This window comes from Pseudoalteromonas sp. P1-16-1b (genome assembly GCF_001401785.1).
GTDB lineage: Bacteria > Pseudomonadota > Gammaproteobacteria > Enterobacterales > Alteromonadaceae > Pseudoalteromonas > Pseudoalteromonas undina.
In genome coordinates this window covers 57,778-80,988 of the sequence record NZ_LKGQ01000018.1, presented here as the reverse complement: position 1 = coordinate 80,988, position 23,211 = coordinate 57,778, and the positions used below count along the sequence as shown (strand labels likewise).

Sequence of the window (23,211 nt, the reverse complement as noted above, 5' to 3'; positions counted from 1 at the left end):
AAACTGCTGAGCAATTGTGGCAAAAAAATGGCAATTGCCTTTTTCACCTTACTTAGCACGAAAACTTCGTTATAGTGCGCTTTAAAATAAATAAGGGTGTGTAGAATGAAAAAAATAGCTATCGTTGAAGATGAAACTGCCATTCGCGAAAACTACATAGAAATGCTGAGCGCTCAAGGCTATCAGGTAAGTGGTTATGAAAACCGCCCTCAAGCAGAAGTAGCTTTTAAAGAAGCACTCCCCGATTTAGCCATTGTTGATATTGGCTTAGGCCATGAAATAGATGGCGGCTTTTTACTGTGCCAAACACTGCGTTCACTTTCTAAAACCTTACCAATTATTTTTTTAACCGCTCGCGACAGCGAAATAGACACCGTATGCGGCCTGCGCATGGGCGCCGATGACTACTTAACTAAAGACATTAGCTTAGCGCATTTAGCCGCGCGTATTGGTGCGTTATTTCGCCGCATGGAAGCATTAGAGCAACCCGCCGATGCCAACGCATTAATAATTCGCGGTCAACTAACACTCGACACGCAACGCATGCAGGTGCTTTGGCAGCAACAGTTGGTTGATTTAACCGTGACTGAGTTTTGGATGCTGCATTCACTCGCTCAGCGACCAGGGCACGTTAAAAGCCGTAATGAGTTAATGAGCGATGCTAAAATTTATGTAGACGACAGCACCATTACCTCTCATGTAAAACGCATTCGCAAAAAGTTTATAGCACTCGATAGCCAGTTTGACTGCATTGATACCGTGTATGGCATGGGTTACAGGTGGGAGCAACCCACATGCTAAGATTTGGCCTACGCAGTAAATTTATTCTACTTTCATGCTTTTTGTTTTTGTTGCCATGGTTAGGCTACGAATACGTATGGGAAATGGAAAAGTTTTTACGCCAAGGCCAAGAAAAAACGCTCGTAGGTACTACACGCGCACTGGCAACGGCCCTGCACGAACGTCCCGCTTTATTTGACGAACAAACCAACTTTTTAGACCAAGTTGTAAAAGGCCGCGATCTCTATGCTTATAATTTAAAAAGCCCAATTCAGCTCGATGGTAAACTCAGCGACTGGGACGCTTACCAATCGCTATTTTGGCTTTATGACAAACGCTACTTACAAACAGCCGATGATAACCATCAACTGAGCAACTTATCATTTAGCCATATGGTAGGTAAGTTTGATAATTACTTATATGCTGTATTTAAAGTCACAGATGACACTGTAATTTACCGTGCTAAAAACAGCCTCAGCATTACCAATAACGATTACATAAAAATTGGCCTAAAAAACCCTGATGGACAATTTAATACTTATATTATTGCTCCGCGCCAAGATGGCTGGGTCAACGCATTTGATGCCAACAGTAAAATGCCTTTTACTAAAATTCAGGGTTTCTTTAAACAAACTGAAACAGGTTACAACCTTGAGCTGCGCTTTCCTTTGAGTATGCTTGGCAATAAACTAGGATTTGCCATTGCCGATGTTGATAGTAAACAACCAAACCAACCCCCTAGTATTATGTCTACATCGAACTTAAATAACCCGAATGATTTAGGCTCGGTACTGGTGCCCTCCCCTGAAATAAACCGTATATTAAAAGGCATGGGCCACAGCGGCAGTCGCATTTGGGTGGTCGATAATCATCACCGTGTATTAGCGCAATCGGGCAGTATTCAAAATGCCGATGGTGTATGGGCCGATGGGCTAAAAAATCAAGCGCCAAAAACTGCGTGGCAGCGCTTTGAACAGGCCTATTTACATCCTTTGTATTATAAAATTTTAACGCGCCCTGAAGATGAATTTATAGATACCTTACACGATGTAGCTTCAATGCAAGGCGCTCATTTAGCCAAAGCACTTAAAGGCAAACCGGCCTCGTCGTGGCGGCTCACTCCCGATAACAAAGCGGTGATATTATCGGCTGCGTATCCTATTTGGATTGAGGATAAGGTGATTGGGGCAGTTATAGCTGAAGAAACCACCAATGGCGTGCGTACACTGCGTAATAAATCGCTGGAAAAACTATTTAATGTGATTTTAGCGGTCATGTTAATTGGCACAGTCACTTTGTTCTTTTTTGCTTCGCGTATATCGAGCCGTATTAGACGACTACGAGACACAGCAGAGCAAGCCATTGATGCGCAAGGACGAGTAACAGGTCATATAAATTACAGCGATGCCAATGACGAAATTGGCGACCTGTCGCGTAGCTTTTCAAATATAGTGAGCCGACTTGGTGGCTATACCGATTATTTAGAAAATATGTCGTCGCGCTTATCTCACGAGCTGCGCACACCGGTTGCAGTTGTCCGTTCATCTCTTGAAAACTTACAAAGCTTGCAGCAAAGTGAACTGAGTCAAAAATACCTTGAACGTGCTAGCGAAGGGGTTGAGCGCTTAGGAAAAATAATTACCACCATGAGCGAGGCAACCCGCCTTGAGCAAAGTATTCAAAGCAATGAGCCGGAGTCGTTTGATTTACAAAAAGTAATTAGTGGCTGTATGCAGGGCTATCAACTTACTTATCCTAACCAGTTATTTACACTCAACATTTGCCAAAGCACACTATTGATGCAAGGTGCTCCTGAATTTATAGCGCAACTGCTCGATAAGCTGATTAATAATGCCTTGGAATTTAGTGAAGCTAACACTGCAATTGAAGTCAGCCTTAAGCAAAGCGAAAACAAAGCCGTTTTAACCGTAGGTAATACCGGATCTTTGCTCCCTGAGGGGCTTACTGAACATATTTTTGATTCTATGGTATCGGTGCGCAGCCAACAAATGCAGCAACAGCCGCATTTGGGTTTAGGGTTATATATTGTCAGGTTAGTATGCGATTACCATAACGGCACAGTAACGGCACACAATAATGAGCAAGGCAACGGTGTGGTGTTTACCGTGAACCTGCCTTTAAATAATTAAACAAAAAGCGGTTTAATTATAAACCGCTTTATTTTAAAGCTTTGCAGTTACAATTTAATACACACTCAAGTGTAACGATTCACTTTTAATTCATTTGCTCAGCCTTAGTCTATTCACCTAGGAGGAGTCAAAATGAAAGAGTTACTAGAACCCGAAGAAATAGAGTTTATTTTCGATTTATATCGCCCTAATGCAGCCAATAACCATGCTCAAGAGGGCGCGACTAAAAAGCCCAAGGTAAGTAATAAACAAGCCATGCAAGCTGAGGTTTTAGCTCGTAGTGCTTAACTACATAAATCTTACAAGTTAGCCATTAAGCTGTAAAAACGCTTTAATGCAGTCTATTTCTGCCTGCTTGACCGTCTCGCCTATTTCGGGGCCTTTTTTGCCGTTTTTAAGCGCGTCTTGCACTATCTGCTTTTTATCCATTTTTTGTAGTTCGTTGTGAATAGCACGTAATTTAGCGGCTTGTGGATAGGGCTTATCCACCAGCGTTTCGCCTCGTCCTTGTGCATCACACTGGCACGCTTGAGTAAAAGCAATAAAACGCTCTGGATGCACTAGCGCATTTAAATTAGTGACGATTAATTTATGAATAGTTTGCGGTCTTAACTGTTCAAGTGTGTGGCAAAGGGTATGGTTATCACTGGTGAGCACGCCTATATCACGAAAGCGATTAGGCACTTTTAAACGTTCACAAAAGGCCTCAACTACAGCAACCCCTTCACGTTCATGGCCGCGTAAATTACCGCGTTTTTTATAGCTTAGCGCTTTACCAAAGTCATGGGTTAAAGCAGCAAAACGTGTTTCTAGGTTGAAGCCTAAATCGGCTGCTCGCCTAAGCACTAGCATAGTATGGACAAACACATCGCCCTCGGGATGATGATTTGCCGGCTGCGGGGTATTTTTCATCTGTTCTATTTCAGGAAAAATACCTAACCCATCTAATGCTTGGAAATAAAGCTCAGGGTGTTTTTCGCCAAGCGCTTTTTCTGTTTCAAGCCAGACTCGCTCTGGTACTAGATGTTCCAACTCGCCTTTATTTTTAAGCTCATGCATTAATGCAGTAGTACTTGGATGAATAGACCAGTCGCTACCATAACGCGCTAAAAAGCGAGCAATACGCAATACCCGAACAGGGTCTTCTACAAATGCTTGGGTGGTGTGACGCAGTATTTTATTTTTTAAATCAGCTTGACCATTAAATGGATCAATAATAGTGCCGTTTTCATCTAGTGCCATAGAGTTAATGGTTAAATCTCGGCGTGCTAAATCTTCTTCAAGAGTTACGTTTGGGCTGGCATCCACCACAAAGCCGGTATAACCTTTACCACTTTTACGCTCAGTGCGCCCTAGTGCATATTCTTCTTTAGTGTTTGGGTGTAAGTAAACCGGAAAATCGCTGCCAATGGGTAAAAATCCGAGCGCTTCCATTGTCTCTGGCGTTTCACCAATAACAACATAGTCATTATCTTTTGATTGTATGTTTAGCAGTTTATCTCGCACTGCTCCACCCACTAGGTAAACTTGCTTTAAACTCTGTTGCACTTTATTCCCAACCACTACTTTTAAGCTTTTCTTTGATGTTAATCATACCTAATAGTCATTAAAAAATCTGTGTTGTTTGCCAAGCTTTATTAAGCTCATTACAATAGCGCATTATTTTTTAATACCTAACAGCGAATGAAAAACCACTCAGCAAAAAAAGAACTTATGTTACTACCCATCCTTTTGGTGGTTATTATTATGTGTGTTGCAGGGCATTTCTTGCTACAGGCTAATTTTCAAGACAGCCATTTGGTTGAGTATTTGTTAGCTGCAATCCCATTTGCTATGTTTGGCTTAGTAATAGTAGCCTTTAAAATGGCAGCCAAAAGTGAACAACAAGAAAATGATGAGTAAATAAGTTACTGATAGTTTTTTTCTGCTTTAGTGACTTTGTATAAATAGCGTCTTGATTCTGCACGTGAGTGCTTAGTGGTGAGAATATTATAAAACTGGCTTGCTGTAAGCTGATTTATTTGTGAAAACGCCACACTTCTATTTTTATTAAATATGCGCAGTACATTACCCGCCCCGCCGTTATAAGACGAGATCATGGCAAAGTGCTTACTTTTGTCGGTACTAATTTTGTTTAAGTAGTTATTTTTTAAAATACTTAAATAGGCGCTGCCAATATCAATATTATGTTTTGGATTAAACAATACAGCTTTGGTTGGTTGCCCGGATACTTTTTTTATTTTTTGGTATACATCGCGCCCTGCGGTAGCCGGGATCACTTGCATTAATCCATAGGCATTGGATGAACTCACCGCATGTGGATTAAAGCTACTTTCGGTTTCAATAATGGCATAAATAAGTGCTGCCGATATTTGATATTTTTTTGCAGCCGCCAGCACATAAGCACTGTACTTTTGCTTTCTTAAATGAGCATTTTGCTCTACTAAATCAAAGCTAACCGACGAAATAACGTGCCCATATTGACGTTGCTTTTTTAAATTATTATTTACTAAATAACGCGCAAATCGATTAGCACGCCAGCTATATTTTATGGGTAACTTATCTTGATCGAGCACTTGTTGGTATAAAAACGGCTCGCCTTCTAAAATTGGCGCTTCGCTGGTAAAAATATCGGTTTTATCGGGATCGCTAGAGGTCAGTAAGGTCATAACAATGGCCTGCTGTAACAAGCTTATTGTATTTTTTAACGCGATGGTTTCTACTTTTACAGTGCCTTGCTCAAAATCAATAATGGCACGAGCTTGGTAATCATTACTGTATTTCACGTATTTTTTGGCACTAGGTTGCTGAGTGTTTTGTTTACCCCACTTGCGCCCAACAACGCTTTCTAATGCGGCTAAAAGCTGTTTTACGCTACCAACCTGTGCCTTAATAGAACGGTGTGTTTTTTGTGCTTGCTTGTGAATTGCAACCACGTCAGTAGGGTCGTTTTTTACTTGCTTTACCAGTTTATTTAAATCAACAACGGGCGGTAAACCCGACAGTGATTTACAGCCACTTAAGCCAACTAGCAAAAGTATAAACGCATACTTTTTCACACAACATCCTAATAAACTTAATAAATCCTCATTTATTATAATACATGATAACCAAACCAGTCAGGTTTAATTGTTTGTGCTTGACCACTTGGGGTTAGTTTAATATTAAGCTGGCTATCGAGTAAATCTATAGCAAAGCAATCATCAACGTCATGTAAATCATCTTTATGTAGATGGCTAAGCCCTGCGAGTAAATCATTTTTAGCGCGCTGTTTTGCTTCTTCACTACTACTGGCAACATACAAAGCAAAGTCGTGTTGCTCTGCTAGTGAGTCGCTTCTGTAAGCACCTAAGTTAACAAAATAAAGCTGCTTATTTTGCTCTACATAACTATCAACTACCTCGACTTTATAACCATCAATGTGATTAACCGCCATGTAGCTATCCATGTGTACGCTATTTTTGTCGCCTACCCACTGACTTTTAAGCTTGCTATAAGTTTGCTCAATGTTTTGACCTACCACAAAGCGTACGTCGTGCATTTCTATGTGGCAACCTTGAATACGACCACCTAAATACACCATAAATAACTGCATGCTCACTTCCTTTTTTAAAATTACATTAAGCTATCTACGTCAATTTCATGCTTTTTAATCAGCTTATAAAAATCAGAACGATTACGCTTGGCAAGCTTGGCACCTTCGGCCACATTACCCCCTGCCATTTTCAGGGTATTGATAACGTAATCTCGCTCAAACTCTTTTTTAGCGTCGTTAAGCGAAAGTGGCTCAACGTTATTTTCATTGCTATTTAACGCACTAAGCACTAAATGTTCAGATATAACGTCACTTGGTGTTAAGGCAACCACCTGCTCCACTACATTTTGTAATTGACGAATATTACCTGGCCAATCATACCTTACCAATGCATGCATGGCATCGTTTGCAAATCGCTTTTCTTTTTGTTCCATACGTTTTGCAATATTGGCGCTAAAAAAGTTGGCTAATAAGCTAATATCTTCACGGCGCTCTCGCAGCGGAGGAAGTTTGAGATTTACTACGTTTAAACGATAATATAAATCTTCTCTAAACTCTTGATTGCTAATAGCTTCAGGCAGGTTTTTATGGGTCGCTGAAACAATTCGCACATTAATGGGGATTTCTTCTTGAAAACCGACTGGCCGAATGGTTTTTTCTTGCAGCACGCGTAATAACTTAACTTGTAAATTTAGCGGCATATCACCAATTTCATCTAAAAATAAGGTCCCCCCTTGCGCTTGCTGAAAAAGGCCTTGGTGATCTTTTACCGCCCCTGTAAATGCGCCTTTTTTGTGACCAAATAACTCCGATTCTAATAACTCACCAGGGACTGCACCACAGTTAATAGCCACAAATGGGCCATCACTAACATGGCTGTGCTGATGAATTGCCTGTGCAAGCAGCTCCTTACCCGTACCACTAGCACCAGAAATAAGTACATTTACCTGAGTAGGGCCTAGTAATTTAACTTGCTCTAGCAAATGCAGCATAGCGCCACTGCGAGTAACAATATTGCTTTGCGGAGTAATATCATCATTATTCACCCCATGTATTTCTATGGCTTTAGCTAAGCTATCGAATAGCTCATCTTTATCAACTGGCTTAGTAATAAAGGCAAAAATACCTTGCTTAGTCGCCTCTACCGCATCAGGAATTGAACCATGAGCCGTCATCATAATTACAGGTAGTGCTGGGTAGCGGCTTTGCAATTGTCGGTGCAGTGCCATTCCATCCATTTCATCCATTCTTAAATCGGTGATCACCGCATCAAATACTTGGCTTTTAAGTATTTGTAATGCATTCATGCCACTATCACACGTTGTTACTTCATAACCTTTTGATTGAATTCGAATTGCCAGTAACTGCAGTAAGCTGGCATCGTCATCAACGAGTAACACTTTAGCGCTTGATGGAAGTGTGACTGACATAGTTACTGCTCCTTGGTTTCTTCACGTAATAAAAGTTGCTGTTCAATTGCAGCTAATGACGATAAGGTTTTTTGCATTTCAGCGTTTAATGCTTGCTGTTGTTTTTTTGCATTTATTTGCATTAATACCTGCTGCTTTTGCAGCCATAAATAGTGTTTTATATCGTCTGGCCAATAGTAAGCTTGATCTAGCTTAAGCAATTGACTCATAACAGTATCAGGGTCGCGACTAAGGTTGACGCATGCGGTATTAAAAAATGCCTTAAGTGCTTGCTCCCCTAAGTAAGTTTTATTGTCAGGCGTTAATTTAAAGCCACCACACTGATGGGCATGCCATGCAATAACTTGCGCTGCGGGCGGATACATAAGATCTAGTTTTGGCCGCGGCTTTGGATTGGGCTGGTTGCTTTTATTATCTGGCTGAGTTTGAGCTATTAGCTCAGGTTTAGCTGGTGTTTGAGTGTTTGTTAATTCACACCCAGATAAAAAAACGAGACTGCTGGTTAGCCATAAAATAGCCATTAAACGCGCAGACATATTATTTAACTCCTTTATTTTTATAGGGGATGACAATGTTAAATCGACAGCCTTGCGGCTCATTATGCTCAATAGTTAACTTACCCTGTAACTGTTCAACCGACTCTTTTACTATGGTAAGGCCTAAACCACTACCTTGAAGACTAATCTCTTTACTGTGTTTACCTTGATAAAAAGCGCCAAAAACATATTCTTTTTCATGCTCTTTAATACCACAGCCCTCATCAGCGACCTGTATAATTAAGCTATTACTTTCTAAACTTAAGCTAATCGACACTGCTTGATTTGACTGGGAAAACTTTAAACCATTAGAGATTAACTGAATTAAAATCATTTCAATTAATTCTCTCGGTAAATTAAGTGCAACTGTCGGTAAGCTATTGTGCCAAATAAGCGACTGCTCTCGTGCATTTAACCTATGTTCAAAATGATTACTTACCTTTTTTATTAGCTGGTTAAATTCCACTTCACTAACATTATCTTTACTAGTTCGAATCGCGTTATAGCTTAACAAACTGTCTATCATAGTGCGTAATCGCACCATAGATTGACTGATTAACCCAAGCACTGCTTTTTGCTCATTATTAATCGGCCCAACAATTTCATCGGCTAATAATTCAGTGCCCTCCACCATAGAGGCCAAGGGTGTTTTTAGCTCGTGAGTAACATGGCGTAAAAACGTATCTTTTTGCTGCTCTAGCATATGCAATTGCGCTTGCACCCACTGCAATTTGTTACCTAGTTCAATAAGTTCAGCAGATCCCTGCACCGATATTTTTTGCTGCCAATCTCCTTGGCCTAATTTATCAATAACGGAGGTTAAACCTTTTAAACGGCCACTTATCCGCCATAAAAACCCACCCCCAACAAGTAAGGTTAAAGGCGTAAGTGCCACTAACCAGTTTATAAAGGAGGCTTGTAAATTTGTCAGTTTAATTTGGTTTTGAGTGATTTTGGCTTCATTGGTTTCGCGAAGCCACATTGTTAGATCTGCCAGTATTTCACTAATTGGCACAAACAACTCTGCTTGCTCACGAGCTTCAACCACCAGTTTGGTATGCGCTGCTTTTAGCGTATCTGTTAACCTTTGCCATTGTTGAGTACTTTGCTGGCTGCTAGAAAGCTGTTTAAGCTCATTTATATTGTCCAGCGATGACTGCCATTTATCCACGATAAGTTTATCGAGTGAATCGCTTTTTAAAACCCAATTTTGCCTTGTTGCCCTTTCTAAACTGTTGAGCTCTTGTTTAAGAGCATTAAACGACTTGGTTACTTGGTAGTTATTACTGACAATTTGCTGCGTGACCGCTAATTGTTTATTTAATACATTTAAAAATACAATAACCACAATAGACAAAGGCAAGAGTGACAGCAGCATGCTCATTACAAACTGGCCAATCAAATTAGGACGCCAATTTACCAATGCTTTATATTTTTCAGCCATGATTACAGGCATACACTAATCCTTCACTACTTTTAAGCGCTCTATTATTAAGCGTTCAACTTATACACTCGCTGAACCAAGTACATTTTTGAGAGTAAAACCGTTGCAATGTCGCACAATTGCGACAAGTTAAGCACTTGATTTAAAAATAGTAAAAAAACCTAACTGAGAAAATGTTGCATAAAACACACAAGCGTCGGTAAATATTACTCATTAAAAACAAGTTAAAAAATTAAACCATTGATTTTTAATGAAAATTAAAAATGGCACTATAATTGTAATACGCTTATAAATATTAATTTTTAAAGGCCAAGGAATGACTAAAGGTTATTTAAAATCTACTGCCTTAATAGCGTTATGTTTAACGAGTAGCCATATATTTGCGCTTGATGTGAATACAGCATTTTACAGCCTAGATAAAGACAGCAACGGTACATTAAGCGAAGCAGAGGCAGGCGAAGATGCATTACTGCATGAGAATTTTGCACAAATAGACAAGAATGAAGACGGACAACTATCGTTCGATGAATTTAAACAGTTTGTAAAATAAAGGAGTATATTTATGAAACAATTAATTGGTGCTTTTTCGCTACTATTTTTAGCTATTAGCGCGACGGCATTGGCATCGTCGTTAAATGTACGTTTTATGCATTTAGATAAAAATATGGACGGCCAAATATCGCTCACTGAGGCCAAACAAGATAAGCAGCTGCTTAAGCAGTTTACTGATTTAGACAAAGACAATAACGAGATGATTTCTAAAAAAGAGTTCGAAAACTTTAAACCTTAAGTTTAGATTCAAGTTAAGTTTTATATTATAGAGTTAAAAGCATTTGCCATAATCCCTGAGGGAGTGTGTAAACGGATTTAATGTTGGGAGTTAAATTATGGCAAGTGCTTTCTTTCAATACTGCAGCAATTAAAATACACCTTGGAACGCCAACTATGAGAATACTGCTTCCCTTTATTGGTGCTTTACTTTTTATCAGCCAAAGTGCATTCGCACTTGATGTAAAGCAACGCTTTGACCATTTGGACAAAAATAATGATGGATATTTAACCCACAGCGAGCTTGCTGCTCAGCCTCAGCTATTAAACTCATTTTCAAATTGGGATGAAAATCAAGACAACAGAATTTCTTTAACTGAGTTTAAAAACTACTTAACCACTAACCTGTACTGAGCATTTATATGAAGCCTTTTCATAATATTATTTTACTAACACTGACTGTTTTTAGCTGTATGAGTTTTGCAACAAGCAGTTATATTGCCGAAAAGTTTGAAAAACTTGACCGCAACCAAGATGGCTTTTTGACTCGTTCTGAAGCTGCCAGTGATCCTGCTTTATGGTCACGTTTTGGCAGTTATGACCGTGATAAAGACGCACAATTGTCATTAAGCGAATACAGCTTGTACGCCAGTAAATAAAGAAAATATATTATAAAGTACGTTTATATACTTTTCCTTTTACCAAAAATTTTTCTTCGGTGGGGGGGCAGTTTTTCAAATATTTTTTACTAACGTCTTTAGATTCAAGCATAAAATCCATTCTAATGTGCGTAAGAATGGGTTGTTTATTTTTATTATTTTCAGCCGGAAGCCATTTCCATAAATTGAGGGATTTTGCGGCTGCTTTATCAAATAGCTTTTGAGGGTATGAAGAAAGTATTTTATAGCCTTGCGCCTTTCCTTCCTGATTAATCATAGTTACGAGTTCAACACACCCTGCAAGCCCTTTTTTAGCAGCTTCAATGGGGTATAAAGGCTCCACTCTTTTAAAAATATTCCAGTAATCTTTTCCCGAATCACGAAGTTCTGCGCTTGACAAATCAATATAGTCTATTTTTTCAACAACCTTATTCTCAGGTGATGTTGCACTACATGCGCAGAGAAGTAATGTTAACGGAATTGTGAGGTAAAGTGGTTTCATTGCGTTTCCTTATGCATGAAAGTTAAGTTTTAATTAGTTTTTATTTTTTAAATGATTACTGTTTAACCTACTATAGGTACGCTATTGTATCAACAAAAAATCGTCTTATTGGTATTCTAAATTTGAGTTTGCTAATGTGATACAACAAATAATAACAACATGCCTCTTATGCAACTGATAAAACTAATAAAACCGATATTGCTAGCAAGCCTTTGCGCCTTATCTAGCGTGGCAATAGCACAAACTAAAGTCATTTATAACGCCAATGGCTACTCACCTTTGTATAAAGGAAAAATGCGCCATGGCGAAGTAAATACGTTTACGACCTTGGTCATAAAAGATGGCAAAGTAGTTAAAACAGGTCCAGACAGCTTGAAAAATAGCTTTCCGGGTGCAACCCTAATTGACGCGAAAGGCAAAACCCTACTCCCAGGGCTCATTGATGCGCATGGACATGTCATCGGGCTAGGTAATAATTTGTCGCAACTTGATGTGCGCGGTGCAAAGTCGGTAGATGAAGTAACCGCTAAACTCAAGGAATTTGCCAAAGGTAAAGAAGGTTGGATCATTGGTCGAGGCTGGAACCAAGAGCTATGGTCAAATACTCGCTTTCCTACGGCCACTGACTTAGACAAAGTCGTTAACGATCGCCCTGTTATTTTATCGCGAGTAGATGGTCACGCCATTTGGGTTAACTCAAAAGCATTAGAACTTGCCAATATTAACGCTGACACACCAGCCCCAGCTGGCGGAGAAATTATAAAAGGTGAGTTTGGTAAACCTACCGGCATTTTTATTGATAAAGCAGAAACCTTGGTTACTCAACATATGCCTGTAACGTCTGCACAATCGGTCAGTAATGCATTAGATGCTGCAGGTAAACACTTACTAAGCCTAGGCATTACCTCAACTCATGATGCAGGTATTGATAAAACCACATGGCAAGTTTACAAACAACGCGCCGAGTTAGGCACATTACCGCTTAGAATTGTAGCGATGTTAAGTGCAGCAAGCCCTGACTTAAGCGCTATGCTTAAAGCCGGTCGTTATCAAGATTCACAAGACTTTTTATCTATCCGCAGTGTAAAAATTTATGCTGATGGCGCATTAGGGTCACGTGGTGCTGCGCTTATTGAAGAATACGCTGATAGAGCCAACCATTTTGGCCTTATGCTTGAAACCCAACAAAAGCTAGAGCAATTATTTACCCTGACTTTTAAAAATGGTTTTAGCGCTAACACACATGCAATTGGCGATAGAGCAAATAAAATTGTGCTAGATGCCTATCAAAATGTATTTAAACAAACCGGTGGCATACTACTGCGCAATCGTATGGAGCATGCACAAATAGTCTCGCCAGAGGATATCCCGCGCTTTAAAACCCTGAAAATAATTCCATCTATGCAACCTGTGCATGCCACATCAGACATGCATATGGCTGAGCAGCGTCTAACCGACAAACAACTACAAGGCGCTTATGCTTGGCAAACATTTTTAGACCAAGGTTCAACGATTGCGGCGGGATCTGATTACCCTGTCGAACTAGCGAACCCATTTGATGGTTTATATTCTGCGATAACGCGCATGGATCATAATCAACTGCCTGAAAACGGTTGGCGCGCCAGTGAGGTATTGAGCAGAGAAGATGCATTACGTGCGTTTACCCTTGGCGGCGCGTATGCAGCGCATCAAGAGTTTAAAGTAGGTAGTTTAGAGCAAGGTAAATGGGCTGACTTTATACTGGTTGATCAAGACTACTTTAAAGTGCCTATTGAGCAGCTTTATAAAACTCAGGTATTGCAAACGTGGATAGCAGGTAAATTACGTTACCAAAAAGATTCAACAAAGCCTGAGTAAAAACAAAAAAGGGTTAACTTAAAAGTTAACCCTTTTTTGTATCAGCCCTAGACTGACGATATAACTTAATAATGTGATATATATTGACCAGAGCTAACAAGCCATTAGTAAATGCCACCGGTACAGAACCGATTGCTGTACCGTAAAAAGTAAACGCAATACAGCCCAATAAATTAAACCAACGCAGTTTGGTTACATCGGTCATGGTCAAAGAAATAACTAGTAAAACGGATGCTAAATAACCTAAATATTCCCAACTCAATTGTTCTCTCCTAGGCTTTAGGTTAATATTACTAGCTAAATTTTAGTACATTATTAAAAACTGCTGCTTAGCAGTTTAAATAAAAAAGCTAACTTACCAATAAAACCTTAAAATATACTGGTTTTACCCACAATTTTTTAATCATTACACGGTAGAATGAAGGTCATTTAACGCCATTAAATAAATAACGGCGTGGGTAAGTTAGCGTAAATTCTTAATCTTAATGCTATCGTCATTAAGGTGTAATAAATAGGACAATTGTCCGAAGAGCATGATTGATGTTTCAATACCATTTTTCCAGTTACCTTGTTGAACAGCTGCTGACATTTGCCGGCAGTAGTTATCAGCAATCAAAAAAAGAAATATTAATACAGCAAGACCAACCACTCACGAAGCTGGTATTGGTGCGAAGTGGTACTGTATCGTTTAGTTACGATGTAGGAAATGGCCGACGCCTACTACTTGGCCAGCTCGACTGTAACAACACCTTGATTGGCGAAATTGAAGCACTCAATAATAACCCGTGTATTTACACGGTAACCTGCTTCAGTGATGTAACGTATAATCTTATTGAGCTAAAGCATTGGCGCTCATTATTGCTCGATAAACCAGAACTGAGCCTATACACAGCGCAAACCATTGCCGCTAAGTTTCAAGAAAATCAAAAAATTAACTTAGATAAACTGTTACTTCCCTTAAGCTACAACATTGCTAAAGACTGTTTATTGCGTGCGGAGAATAACAACCCCACTTTATTGCGTGCTTATCCTACGGTAAATGCAGAAGCAGAGCGCTTTGCAACCACTGAACGTGCATACCGACGGGTAGTGAGTGAGTTAGTAGAAAAAAACCTAGTGCAACGAAGCACTCAAGGGCTGCAAGCTGTCGATATTCCTAAACTCAGTGACTATGTAGATAGCTTTGCACAGCTTTAAAGACAATAAAAAAGGCCATTAAGGCCTTTTTTATTGAGCAAAATCACGTTTATTTTTCAAGTAAAATATCGTGAATTTTAGCTAGATCAGATTTGCCTTCAATAATTTCATCCGGCGTTAACCCTGATAATTCATGCGGGAATACTAACCATTCTTCAGACTCATGAATGTAGTAATCTGGCACTGTATCTACTTTTGAGTTTTTTGGCTTGTAGTATGGACAAGCAATACGAATATCACTCGGTAAGTTTAAGCGCATTAGTTCAGAAAGCTTCTCTTTTAGCGCCACAATACTTCGACCTGAGTCAAACACATCATCCACAATCAATAATGAATCACCCGCATTCGCGTTTTCAACAATGTAGTGTAAACCATGTACTTTGATTTCTTTTGATTGCTTGCCAATACCGTAATAAGACGACGTACGCACCGCAATATGATCGGTCTCTATGCCTTTGTAGTCATAATATTCTTGAACTGCGATCCCGATTGGAGCACCACCGCGCCATATACCAATAATAAAATCTGGACGAAAGCCATCTTTATACACTTGTGCCGCTACGCGGAATGAATCTTCAAGTAATTGTTGAGCCGTGATATAGCACTTTTCTGACATAGTAAGGATCCCAGTGGTATGTATAATATTTGAGCGAGGTTTAAATAAAATAGATGCTCAAACACGTATTGGCGAAGGATTTTACCGTAAATAAAACAAAATTGCTTGTATGGCGGATAAAAAAATAGGCACCTTAAGGTACCTATTTTTTACTAATTGCTTAATCTGAATTGATTAGGCCTTTTCAAGCAAGGTGCGCGCTACTGTACGCATACCTTGGGTAGTTGCACCTGAAGCCCACTGACTAGTGCCACCACCCATATTAAATGCAGCCGCTAAATCAATGTGTACCCAACCTTTGCCATCGTTTGGCACAAAGCGAGATAAGAAACCTGCTGCATTTGAAGCACCACCATAACCACCGCCTTTTTGTGCACGGCTGTTTGCTGTATCTGCATACGGTGATGGGCAGTTTTGTTGATGCCACTTTTCAAGCGGTAATGGCCAAGCGGCTTCCATTTCTTGTGATGCAAAGTCTTCTACTTCACGCACTAGCTCTTTATCAAGGGCAAATAACGCGTTGTATTCTTGACCAACGGCAACAAGGGCTGCGCCCGTCAATGTTGCTGCATCAATAATAAGTGGTGCACCTGTCTCACCTGCCGCCATTAGGCCATCAGCTAATACTAAACGACCTTCAGCATCCGTGTTTACAATTTCAACGCTTGTGCCATTTTTGTAGGTAAGAATGTCACCTAGTTTGTATGCATGACCGGAAATTAAGTTCTCTGCACAACATAAAAACAGCTTAATACGCTTTTCTACACCACGGTTAATGGCCAATGCTAAACCTGCGGTAACTGTTGCCGCTCCGCCCATGTCGCATTTCATGCCTAACATGCCTTCGCTAGACTTAATTGAGTAACCACCTGAGTCAAACGTAATACCTTTACCTACAAGTGCAGCGCTTACTGGTGCGTTATCATCGCCAGTTGGATTGTAATCAAGCTCAAGTAACACTGGTGGGCGTTCACTACCACGACCTACAGCATGAATACCAATCCATTGCTGCTCTAATAGCGCATCGCCTTTTATTATTTGGTAGCTAACATGTTCTGGTGCCAGTGATTGAATAAATTCAGCCGCTTTTTCTGCTAGGCTCTCTGGGTAAATGTCATCGGCGGTGCCGTTAACCATTTCACGTGCCCACGTTGCTGAAGCTTTTAAATCAGCAAGTTCTTTTAAATCAGATTGTGCATTATCAACAAACTCAACACCGTGCAGTACTTTTGGTGATACAAAGCCTTGATAAAATGCCCATTGGCTCTCTGTACACCAAACATCGCCTTCAAGAACAACACTTTTAATACCTTGGCTTGCAATAGTACGACCTGCTTTTTGCACGTTTTTTAATGTTTCTTGCTCAGATAAATGAACCGTTGCGCCGTGTTCGTTAAAAGATAATGACGCACTTTCGCCCCAGTGTCCTGGTGCCGATTGCTCGCTTAATTGAACAACAAATTTTTCACTCATGTTAGAATATCCTTGCACTTAAATGTGTGGTTGAGTTTACTATAGCGCGCTTAAGTTCCCAACTGCTTGCGGTAAATAACCTCAAATAGCCCGTAAAGTCTTATTTTACTTAACCTGAACCCTGGTTATATAAGGAAGTCATTAATGAAGTACACCCCGCCATTACAATCTGCTACGTTATTAAAACGTTACAAACGCTTTTTAGCTGATTTAGAGCTCAGTGATGGCAGCACTTTTACCGCTCATTGTGCTAATACGGGGAAAATGACGGGCTGTGCTGACTCTGGTTTTAATGCCTTTTATTCCACTAGCAGTAACACCAAACGAAAGTACCCACAGTCATTAGAGCTGACGCAAAATAACTTATCACAGCTTATTTGTGTAAATACAGCCGTTGCTAATAAAGTAGTAGAGGAGGCGATTAATGCTGAAGTGATTAAAGAGCTGACAGGCTATCAGCAAGTTCGAAGTGAAGTAAAATATGGCAGTGAAAACAGCCGCATCGACTTTTTACTTACCCACAGCAGTAAAGCCAATTGCTATGTTGAAGTTAAATCAGTCACGCTCCTAAGTGAAGAGCATCCACAAAGCGGGCAAGGTTACTTCCCTGACGCGCAAACAGTTCGTGGGCAAAAGCATATTCGTGAATTAATCGAAATGGTAAAACAAGGGCATCGTGCGGTATTACTATTTGCGGTGCTACATCAAGGGATCACACAAGTGAGTGCCGCGGCACATATAGATTCAACCTATGCACAATTACTTAGCGAATCGATTGAGCAAGGCGTAGAAGTATTAGCTTATAAAGCCCGTATTTCTGCCAGTGAAGTAACTTTGGTTGAGAAAGTAGCATTTGTTGAGTAAAAAGAGCGCATTTAAACGTTGGTATTTCGCCACGCCCAAAAAATACTTAACCAAAAAGTAAAAATAAGTTGTTTTTATTGTTATTGCCCATATAACTACGCCAGTTTATAAACCAATACTGTGATAAAAAGTATATACAATACTTTTACTACTTTTATATCACCAAACAGGGTTAAGCTAATTCGATTATTTAAAAATAAATTTGCCTAGGGTATGAGTTTCTGTTATTTATACCGCCGGCTAATGCTGAGGCATTAAATTAAGGATTTAGGAGAGAGTTATGCCAGACCAAAAAAGACATGGTTTATTGGCTCAAGCCGGTTTAGAACCATACCAAGAAAAACCGGGTGAAGAGTACATGAATGATGCACAACGTGCTCATTTTAAAACAATTTTAGAAACTTGGCGTAATGATTTACGTAACGAAGTTGATCGTACCAAATCACACATGCAAGATGAAGCAGCTAACTTTCCTGATCCCGTTGACCGCGCAGCACAAGAAGAAGAGTTCTCATTAGAGCTTCGAACGCGTGACCGCGAGCGCAAATTAATTAAAAAAATTGAAAAAACAATTATATTAATTAAAGAAGACGAATTTGGCTTTTGTGAATCTTGTGGTATTGAAATTGGCATTCGCCGCCTAGAAGCGCGCCCTACTGCTGATTTATGTGTAGATTGTAAAACACTTGCTGAAATTAAAGAAAAGCAATCTGGACGCGGCTAATTAATTATAGCCATGTCTTCTACAGCCGTTACTGCGCAAGTATCTAACTATCGCGGCCGATTTGCACCGTCTCCGTCCGGACCGTTACATTTTGGCTCACTTGTGGCGGCTGTAGGTAGCTACCTTGATGCAAAAGCTAACCAAGGAAAGTGGTTAGTTCGCATTGAAGATATAGACACCACTCGCGTTGTAAAAGGCGCCGCCACCGATATCCTAAATACCTTAGAAGCCTACAACCTCAATTGGGATGAAAACGTTGTGTACCAAACACAGCGTCTTACTATTTATCAAGATGCCGTTCACTCTCTGTCACAACAACAGCTTGTTTATGCCTGCCAATGCTCTCGTAAGCAAATAAAAGCCCTCGGCGGTATTTATCAAGGGCAATGTAAACACAGCCAACTAAGTGAGCAAGGTCATGCCCTACGTTTAACTCAATGCCATGCAACCGTTGATTATAAAGACCTTATTCAAGGGCATATTGACGTGGACCCAGCACTCGCTCATGAAGATTACATAATAAAACGCAGCGATGGTTTATTTGCCTATCAACTGGTGGTGGTAATTGATGACATTGAGCAAGGGATTAATCGTATTGTACGGGGCGCTGATTTGATCGAGCCGACTGCGCGTCAAATTAGCTTATTTAAACAACTAAATTGCCCTATTCCAGAATTTGCTCATTTGCCTTTGGCTGTAGCAAAACCAGGGTTTAAACTGTCTAAGCAAAATTACGCCCCTGCAATTTGCAAACAAAATCCAAAGCCAACTTTAATAGCTGTATTTAAATTTTTAGGCTTGCCAATACATGAGCAACTAATGGATTTAACCTGCGAACAATTACTCGCTTGGGCCGTGACGCATTTTAACTTAAGCCTTGTTCCTGCTAAGCGCGAAATACAGATTTAACCTCCCTTTACGTATTACGTGGAATTAATTCAAATAAAATCGTTAAAAATGGCTTAATTTCAGCGCTGCAACTTAATTTTTTTACCTTGCTGGTATATGATAGCCGCCTAAATATATGCTAATTACATTAAACGGTAAGAATCACGCTTTAAGTGAATACTTGCTGTGATTTTGATTGCAATGGCGAGCCAATCAACCGCTTCTCTAGGAGACAGACTATTATTTCCAAGCTTTTTCAATTTTGTCGACAAATTATCGGCCCAAGTGCCAATAACGAAAATGTCGCAATCAGCAGTGAGCCGTTAGTGATCCCTAGAGGTGAGCATGGTATTTCTCGCAAACAATTTAGCCCAAATGCAATCAAAGTACTCTACCGCCTAAAAGATGGTGGCTATGATGCTTACTTAGTTGGTGGTTGCATTCGCGATGTATTGTTAGGTCAACAGCCTAAAGATTTTGATGTTGTAACCAATGCCACTCCTGAGCAAGTAAAAAAACTGTTTCGTAACTGTCGCTTAATTGGTCGTCGCTTTCGTTTAGCGCACATTGTTTTTGGCCGTGAGATTATTGAAGTGGCTACAATGCGCGGCCATCACGAAGCACAAGAAGATAAAAATCAAATTAGTCAGTCAAGTGAGCACGGGCAACTTCTTCGCGATAACGTATTTGGCAGTATTGAAGAAGATGCAGAACGTCGTGATTTTTCAATCAACGCTTTGTACTACTCAATTAATGATTTTTGTGTTTACGATTACGCAAATGGCTTAGCCGCTATCAAAGCAAAACAAATTGAGTTAATTGGCGATCCTGAAACACGCTACCGTGAAGATCCGGTACGTATGCTCCGCGCAGTGCGCTTTGCCACTAAGTTAGATATGCAAATAGCATCAGCAAGCGAAAAACCGATTACCGAATTAGCGAGCTTACTTGATAATATTCCGCCAGCGCGTTTATTTGAAGAAATACTCAAGCTATTTTTAAACGGCAAAGCACAGCAAAACTTTATAATGCTGCGTCAGTACGGCTTATTTAAATCGTTATTTCCTGAGCTAGACCGTATTTTAGATAAAAACCCAGGCGGACTTGAAGAAACCTTCATAAAGCAGATGTTTGCAAACACCGACATACGTATTAATGCAGATAAGAAAGTAACTCCTGCATTCGTATTTGCAGCATTATTGTGGTTCCCACTGATTGAACGAACTGAAAAAATTCGACGCCAAGAGCAACTTTCAGAATACGATGCATTTGCTCAGGCAATTAATAAAGTACTTAGTGAGAATGCTCAACATATTGCCGTACCAAAACGCTTTACTTTAGGTGCTCGTGATATTTGGCATATTCAACAACGCTTAGATAAACGTGCTGGCCAACGTGCCTATCGTTTAACACAGCAGCCGCGCTTTAAAGCCGCTTATGATTTTTTATTATTGCGTGTTGATGCTGGTGAAACTGAGCATACAGAGCTGGCACAGTGGTGGACACAGTACTTAGGCCAAGATATTAATGGCCAAAAAGAAATGGTGCGAGAGCTTGGTCATCAAGGCGGTCCAAAACCACGTAAGCGACCTCGCCGTCGTACCACAAAAAAGCCTACTGAGTAAATAATGCAACGTGTCTATTTGGGGTTAGGTGCAAACCTTAACAGCCCTAAAAAACAACTTGATAACGCTGTTATTGCACTTGAAAGCTTGCCAAACAGCGAATTTATAGCCTGCTCGCATTATTATGCGAGCAGGCCTATGGGACCACAAGATCAACCCGATTATGTGAATGCTGTCGCCTGTATTAACACTTCACTTGAGCCAGAGCAACTACTCGATTTAACCCAAGCCATTGAGCTGGAACATGGGCGAGTTAGAAAGGCCGAGCGCTGGGGCGCACGCACATTGGATATTGATATTTTATTATTTGGTGAACACATTTTAAATACCGAACGTTTAACCGTACCTCATTACGGATTAACTGAGCGAGAATTTGTTGTTTACCCACTGCAAGAAATTGCACCAGAACTGATTTTACCTAGCGGCGCATCTATCCAACAGATAGCAAATACCCTACCGCTTAACGACTTACAACAATTACCACGGTAATTAATTAAGGCCATTGTCTGCGAGAATATTATGTCTAAAATAACCGTTTCAACTTTGAATAAAATGAAGGCTGAAAGTAATAAGATCACTGCGTTAACAGCATACGATGCTAGTTTTGCTAAGTTATTTCATGATAACGGCGTTGATGTTGTTTTAGTTGGTGATTCTTTGGGTATGGTATTACAAGGTGGCGACGACACCTTAGCGGTTACAAACCAAGAAATTGCCTACCATACTCGCTGTGTGCGCGCGGGAAGCCGTGACTTATTTGTTATAGCTGACTTACCGTTTATGACCTACGCAAACCCAAGCGACGCATGTAAAAATGCTGCAGAGCTGATGCGTGCTGGTGCTAATATGGTCAAACTTGAAGGCGGTGAATGGCTGCATGACAGTATTAAATCGCTAACCCAACAAGGTATCCCGGTATGTGGCCATTTGGGGCTTACACCGCAATCAGTGCATGTATTCGGTGGTTTTAAAATCCAAGGCCGTGAAGAAGCTCAAGCACAAAAAATTATTGCCGATGCAAAAGCATTAGAAGCGGCAGGCGCACAACTACTGGTGCTTGAATGTATTCCAAGTGCCTTAGCAAAACGCGTTACAGAGTCATTGAGCATCCCTACAATCGGGATTGGTGCAGGTAATGTAACCGATGGCCAAATTTTGGTTATGCATGACTTGGTGGGCATTTCTGCAGGTTATATTCCTAAATTTTCAAAAAACTTTTTACTTGAAACAGGCAATATGCCTGCTGCTGTTAAAAAGTATTGTAACGATGTCAAAAGCGGCGTATTCCCAAGCGCTGAACACGAGTTTAAATAATGCAGTCAATCACTGAAATTAAATCATTACGCAGTCAAGTTAAAGCTTGGCGCCAGGCCGGTTTAAGCGTGGCACTTGTGCCTACTATGGGTAATCTACACCGTGGTCATTTTTCACTGGTAGAAAAAGCAAAAACACTAGCCGACAAAGTGGTCGTGAGTATTTTTGTTAACCCAATGCAATTTGGCGCTAACGAAGATTTAGACAGCTATCCGCGTACTCTAGATGCTGATAAACAAGGGTTAGCCGATCTTGAAACAGATATTTTGTTTATCCCCAGTGTAGAAACTATTTACCCTAATGGTTTAGGCGCGCAAAGCTTTGTTGATGTGCCTGGTATTTCAATGGGGTATTGTGGCGGTTCACGCCCAGGTCACTTTAAAGGCGTAGCAACTGTTGTTACTAAGCTATTTAATTTAGTACAACCTGATTACGCTTGCTTTGGTGAAAAAGACTTTCAGCAGCTACAAGTTGTTAAAACTATGGCCACTGATTTATCGATACCAGTAGAAATTATTGGTGTACCCACCATGCGTGAAGTTAGCGGCCTTGCCATGAGCTCTCGTAATGGGTATTTATCAACTGAGGAAAGACAAACCGCTCCTGTTTTATTTAACACCTTAAAACACTGTGCGCAGCAACTAAAAAACGGTAATAAAGACTTTGCCACACTGGAAAGTGAAGCGAAGAGCGCATTAGAAGACGCAGGCCTAAAACCAGATTATTTTTCGATAGCTCAACGAGATACATTAAAAGCTGCTACACTCGAAGATACACGATTTGTAATTTTAGCTGCCGCCTTTTTAGGTAGTGTTAGATTAATCGACAATATTCAGGTTGAAGTTTAAT

The 23,211-nt window shown here is 40.2% G+C and carries 27 protein-coding genes; 17 read left to right on the top strand and 10 right to left on the bottom strand.

Annotated features, from left to right (window positions below; all coding sequences use genetic code 11):
• The first annotated feature begins 105 nt into the window (after positions 1 to 105).
• The 3 genes from pdsR to AN392_RS18640 all read left to right on the top strand — a co-directional run bounded on the left by pdsR (position 106) and on the right by AN392_RS18640 (position 3,218).
• The gene (pdsR, locus tag AN392_RS13320; RefSeq protein WP_008111124.1) at positions 106 to 801 is read left to right on the top strand and encodes a proteobacterial dedicated sortase system response regulator; all 696 of its coding nucleotides are present in this window, start codon (positions 106 to 108) and stop codon (positions 799 to 801) included.
• On the top strand, positions 795 to 2,930 hold the full coding sequence (pdsS, locus tag AN392_RS13315) for a proteobacterial dedicated sortase system histidine kinase (protein WP_055012987.1): 2,136 nt from the start codon (positions 795 to 797) through the stop codon (positions 2,928 to 2,930). Before pdsR ends, pdsS begins: the two co-directional genes overlap by 7 nt.
• A 132-nt stretch (positions 2,931 to 3,062) precedes the next feature.
• Positions 3,063 to 3,218 (top strand): hypothetical protein, encoded by a 156-nt coding sequence (locus AN392_RS18640; protein ID WP_200882073.1) that lies wholly within the window; start codon positions 3,063 to 3,065, stop codon positions 3,216 to 3,218.
• Positions 3,219 to 3,236: 18 nt separating this feature from the next.
• On the opposite strand, the gene AN392_RS13310 is transcribed toward AN392_RS18640, so the two are convergent.
• The gene (locus AN392_RS13310; protein ID WP_055013001.1) at positions 3,237 to 4,478 is read right to left on the bottom strand and encodes a multifunctional CCA addition/repair protein; all 1,242 of its coding nucleotides are present in this window, start codon (positions 4,476 to 4,478) and stop codon (positions 3,237 to 3,239) included.
• A gap of 135 nt (positions 4,479 to 4,613) precedes the next feature.
• Here AN392_RS13310 and AN392_RS13305 point away from each other — a divergent pair, with 135 nt between their 5' ends.
• Positions 4,614 to 4,832, top strand: coding sequence for a hypothetical protein (locus AN392_RS13305; protein ID WP_036981490.1), 219 nt, complete (start codon positions 4,614 to 4,616; stop codon positions 4,830 to 4,832).
• Positions 4,833 to 4,837: 5 nt separating this feature from the next.
• Here AN392_RS13305 and AN392_RS13300 read toward each other — a convergent pair whose 3' ends face one another.
• From AN392_RS13300 to AN392_RS13280, 5 genes are read right to left on the bottom strand one after another with little or no spacing between them, the layout of a single operon-like run.
• Positions 4,838 to 5,989, bottom strand: coding sequence for a murein transglycosylase domain-containing protein (locus AN392_RS13300; protein ID WP_055012986.1), 1,152 nt, complete (start codon positions 5,987 to 5,989; stop codon positions 4,838 to 4,840).
• A gap of 35 nt (positions 5,990 to 6,024) precedes the next feature.
• Complete coding sequence (locus tag AN392_RS13295; RefSeq protein ID WP_010387662.1) at positions 6,025 to 6,525, bottom strand: DUF1543 domain-containing protein; 501 nt, start codon at positions 6,523 to 6,525, stop codon at positions 6,025 to 6,027.
• A gap of 20 nt (positions 6,526 to 6,545) precedes the next feature.
• The gene (locus AN392_RS13290) at positions 6,546 to 7,895 is read right to left on the bottom strand and encodes a sigma 54-interacting transcriptional regulator (protein WP_054201833.1); all 1,350 of its coding nucleotides are present in this window, start codon (positions 7,893 to 7,895) and stop codon (positions 6,546 to 6,548) included.
• A gap of 2 nt (positions 7,896 to 7,897) precedes the next feature.
• Positions 7,898 to 8,431, bottom strand: a complete 534-nt coding sequence (locus AN392_RS13285; protein WP_054201834.1) for a hypothetical protein — start codon at positions 8,429 to 8,431, stop codon at positions 7,898 to 7,900.
• A 1-nt stretch (position 8,432) separates the two neighbouring features.
• On the bottom strand, positions 8,433 to 9,887 hold the full coding sequence (locus AN392_RS13280; RefSeq protein ID WP_055012985.1) for a HAMP domain-containing sensor histidine kinase: 1,455 nt from the start codon (positions 9,885 to 9,887) through the stop codon (positions 8,433 to 8,435).
• Positions 9,888 to 10,191: 304 nt separating this feature from the next.
• Here AN392_RS13280 and AN392_RS13275 point away from each other — a divergent pair, with 304 nt between their 5' ends.
• The 4 genes from AN392_RS13275 (at position 10,192) to AN392_RS13260 (ending at position 11,302) form a co-directional block, all read left to right on the top strand.
• Positions 10,192 to 10,425, top strand: a complete 234-nt coding sequence (locus AN392_RS13275; RefSeq protein ID WP_055012984.1) for an EF-hand domain-containing protein — start codon at positions 10,192 to 10,194, stop codon at positions 10,423 to 10,425.
• A gap of 12 nt (positions 10,426 to 10,437) precedes the next feature.
• Entirely contained in the window at positions 10,438 to 10,665 is a 228-nt protein-coding gene (locus tag AN392_RS13270; protein WP_008111149.1) for a hypothetical protein, read from the top strand.
• 155 nt (positions 10,666 to 10,820) lie between these two features.
• A complete protein-coding gene (locus AN392_RS13265) occupies positions 10,821 to 11,057 on the top strand; it encodes an EF-hand domain-containing protein (protein ID WP_010387655.1) in 237 nt (78 codons plus the stop codon).
• A gap of 8 nt (positions 11,058 to 11,065) precedes the next feature.
• Complete coding sequence (locus tag AN392_RS13260; RefSeq protein ID WP_010387654.1) at positions 11,066 to 11,302, top strand: calcium-binding protein; 237 nt, start codon at positions 11,066 to 11,068, stop codon at positions 11,300 to 11,302.
• A gap of 10 nt (positions 11,303 to 11,312) precedes the next feature.
• Here AN392_RS13260 and AN392_RS13255 read toward each other — a convergent pair whose 3' ends face one another.
• Positions 11,313 to 11,804: an energy transducer TonB gene (locus tag AN392_RS13255; RefSeq protein ID WP_010387653.1), complete on the bottom strand. Its 492-nt coding sequence runs from the start codon at positions 11,802 to 11,804 to the stop codon at positions 11,313 to 11,315.
• Between the two features lie 168 nt (positions 11,805 to 11,972).
• Here AN392_RS13255 and AN392_RS13250 point away from each other — a divergent pair, with 168 nt between their 5' ends.
• Positions 11,973 to 13,661 (top strand): amidohydrolase, encoded by a 1,689-nt coding sequence (locus AN392_RS13250; RefSeq protein ID WP_055012983.1) that lies wholly within the window; start codon positions 11,973 to 11,975, stop codon positions 13,659 to 13,661.
• A gap of 25 nt (positions 13,662 to 13,686) precedes the next feature.
• Here AN392_RS13250 and AN392_RS13245 read toward each other — a convergent pair whose 3' ends face one another.
• Positions 13,687 to 13,923, bottom strand: a complete 237-nt coding sequence (locus AN392_RS13245) for a YgjV family protein (RefSeq protein WP_010387650.1) — start codon at positions 13,921 to 13,923, stop codon at positions 13,687 to 13,689.
• A 278-nt stretch (positions 13,924 to 14,201) separates the two neighbouring features.
• Between AN392_RS13245 and AN392_RS13240 the strand changes: the two genes are divergently transcribed.
• Positions 14,202 to 14,858 (top strand): Crp/Fnr family transcriptional regulator, encoded by a 657-nt coding sequence (locus tag AN392_RS13240; protein ID WP_008111159.1) that lies wholly within the window; start codon positions 14,202 to 14,204, stop codon positions 14,856 to 14,858.
• A gap of 49 nt (positions 14,859 to 14,907) precedes the next feature.
• Here the strand turns inward: AN392_RS13240 and AN392_RS13235 are convergent, their stop codons facing one another.
• Positions 14,908 to 15,474: a phosphoribosyltransferase gene (locus AN392_RS13235; RefSeq protein WP_010387648.1), complete on the bottom strand. Its 567-nt coding sequence runs from the start codon at positions 15,472 to 15,474 to the stop codon at positions 14,908 to 14,910.
• 174 nt (positions 15,475 to 15,648) lie between these two features.
• On the bottom strand, positions 15,649 to 16,947 hold the full coding sequence (pepB, locus tag AN392_RS13230; RefSeq protein ID WP_054201839.1) for an aminopeptidase PepB: 1,299 nt from the start codon (positions 16,945 to 16,947) through the stop codon (positions 15,649 to 15,651).
• Between the two features lie 144 nt (positions 16,948 to 17,091).
• On the opposite strand from pepB, the gene sfsA reads away from it, so the two are divergent.
• The 7 genes from sfsA (at position 17,092) to panC (ending at position 23,210) form a co-directional block, all read left to right on the top strand.
• Positions 17,092 to 17,811: a DNA/RNA nuclease SfsA gene (gene sfsA, locus AN392_RS13225; RefSeq protein ID WP_055012982.1), complete on the top strand. Its 720-nt coding sequence runs from the start codon at positions 17,092 to 17,094 to the stop codon at positions 17,809 to 17,811.
• Between the two features lie 280 nt (positions 17,812 to 18,091).
• Positions 18,092 to 18,535, top strand: coding sequence for an RNA polymerase-binding protein DksA (dksA, locus tag AN392_RS13220; RefSeq protein WP_008111170.1), 444 nt, complete (start codon positions 18,092 to 18,094; stop codon positions 18,533 to 18,535).
• A gap of 12 nt (positions 18,536 to 18,547) precedes the next feature.
• On the top strand, positions 18,548 to 19,444 hold the full coding sequence (gluQRS, locus tag AN392_RS13215) for a tRNA glutamyl-Q(34) synthetase GluQRS (protein ID WP_055012981.1): 897 nt from the start codon (positions 18,548 to 18,550) through the stop codon (positions 19,442 to 19,444).
• Between the two features lie 305 nt (positions 19,445 to 19,749).
• The gene (gene pcnB / locus AN392_RS13210) at positions 19,750 to 21,048 is read left to right on the top strand and encodes a polynucleotide adenylyltransferase PcnB (protein WP_055012980.1); all 1,299 of its coding nucleotides are present in this window, start codon (positions 19,750 to 19,752) and stop codon (positions 21,046 to 21,048) included.
• 3 nt (positions 21,049 to 21,051) lie between these two features.
• Positions 21,052 to 21,537, top strand: a complete 486-nt coding sequence (folK, locus tag AN392_RS13205) for a 2-amino-4-hydroxy-6-hydroxymethyldihydropteridine diphosphokinase (protein ID WP_010387639.1) — start codon at positions 21,052 to 21,054, stop codon at positions 21,535 to 21,537.
• A gap of 30 nt (positions 21,538 to 21,567) precedes the next feature.
• Positions 21,568 to 22,362, top strand: a complete 795-nt coding sequence (panB, locus tag AN392_RS13200) for a 3-methyl-2-oxobutanoate hydroxymethyltransferase (RefSeq protein ID WP_010387638.1) — start codon at positions 21,568 to 21,570, stop codon at positions 22,360 to 22,362.
• The gene (gene panC, locus AN392_RS13195; protein WP_055012979.1) at positions 22,362 to 23,210 is read left to right on the top strand and encodes a pantoate--beta-alanine ligase; all 849 of its coding nucleotides are present in this window, start codon (positions 22,362 to 22,364) and stop codon (positions 23,208 to 23,210) included. Before panB ends, panC begins: the two co-directional genes overlap by 1 nt.
• Position 23,211: the final 1 nt, after the last annotated feature.

Bases quoted from the DNA above. Each gene is read 5' to 3' on its own strand.
- pdsR (WP_008111124.1), top strand. From the start codon at position 106: ATGAAAAAAATAGCTATCGTTGAAGATGAAACTGCCATTCGCGAAAAC.
- pdsS (WP_055012987.1), top strand. From the start codon at position 795: ATGCTAAGATTTGGCCTACGCAGTAAATTTATTCTACTTTCATGCTTT.
- AN392_RS18640 (WP_200882073.1), top strand. From the start codon at position 3,063: ATGAAAGAGTTACTAGAACCCGAAGAAATAGAGTTTATTTTCGATTTA.
- AN392_RS13305 (WP_036981490.1), top strand. From the start codon at position 4,614: ATGAAAAACCACTCAGCAAAAAAAGAACTTATGTTACTACCCATCCTT.
- AN392_RS13295 (WP_010387662.1), bottom strand. From the start codon at position 6,525: ATGCAGTTATTTATGGTGTATTTAGGTGGTCGTATTCAAGGTTGCCAC.
- AN392_RS13290 (WP_054201833.1), bottom strand. From the start codon at position 7,895: ATGTCAGTCACACTTCCATCAAGCGCTAAAGTGTTACTCGTTGATGAC.
- AN392_RS13285 (WP_054201834.1), bottom strand. From the start codon at position 8,431: ATGTCTGCGCGTTTAATGGCTATTTTATGGCTAACCAGCAGTCTCGTT.
- AN392_RS13280 (WP_055012985.1), bottom strand. From the start codon at position 9,887: ATGCCTGTAATCATGGCTGAAAAATATAAAGCATTGGTAAATTGGCGT.
- AN392_RS13275 (WP_055012984.1), top strand. From the start codon at position 10,192: ATGACTAAAGGTTATTTAAAATCTACTGCCTTAATAGCGTTATGTTTA.
- AN392_RS13270 (WP_008111149.1), top strand. From the start codon at position 10,438: ATGAAACAATTAATTGGTGCTTTTTCGCTACTATTTTTAGCTATTAGC.
- AN392_RS13265 (WP_010387655.1), top strand. From the start codon at position 10,821: ATGAGAATACTGCTTCCCTTTATTGGTGCTTTACTTTTTATCAGCCAA.
- AN392_RS13260 (WP_010387654.1), top strand. From the start codon at position 11,066: ATGAAGCCTTTTCATAATATTATTTTACTAACACTGACTGTTTTTAGC.
- AN392_RS13255 (WP_010387653.1), bottom strand. From the start codon at position 11,804: ATGAAACCACTTTACCTCACAATTCCGTTAACATTACTTCTCTGCGCA.
- AN392_RS13250 (WP_055012983.1), top strand. From the start codon at position 11,973: ATGCAACTGATAAAACTAATAAAACCGATATTGCTAGCAAGCCTTTGC.
- AN392_RS13240 (WP_008111159.1), top strand. From the start codon at position 14,202: ATGTTTCAATACCATTTTTCCAGTTACCTTGTTGAACAGCTGCTGACA.
- AN392_RS13235 (WP_010387648.1), bottom strand. From the start codon at position 15,474: ATGTCAGAAAAGTGCTATATCACGGCTCAACAATTACTTGAAGATTCA.
- pepB (WP_054201839.1), bottom strand. From the start codon at position 16,947: ATGAGTGAAAAATTTGTTGTTCAATTAAGCGAGCAATCGGCACCAGGA.
- sfsA (WP_055012982.1), top strand. From the start codon at position 17,092: ATGAAGTACACCCCGCCATTACAATCTGCTACGTTATTAAAACGTTAC.
- dksA (WP_008111170.1), top strand. From the start codon at position 18,092: ATGCCAGACCAAAAAAGACATGGTTTATTGGCTCAAGCCGGTTTAGAA.
- gluQRS (WP_055012981.1), top strand. From the start codon at position 18,548: ATGTCTTCTACAGCCGTTACTGCGCAAGTATCTAACTATCGCGGCCGA.
- folK (WP_010387639.1), top strand. From the start codon at position 21,052: ATGCAACGTGTCTATTTGGGGTTAGGTGCAAACCTTAACAGCCCTAAA.
- panB (WP_010387638.1), top strand. From the start codon at position 21,568: ATGTCTAAAATAACCGTTTCAACTTTGAATAAAATGAAGGCTGAAAGT.
- panC (WP_055012979.1), top strand. From the start codon at position 22,362: ATGCAGTCAATCACTGAAATTAAATCATTACGCAGTCAAGTTAAAGCT.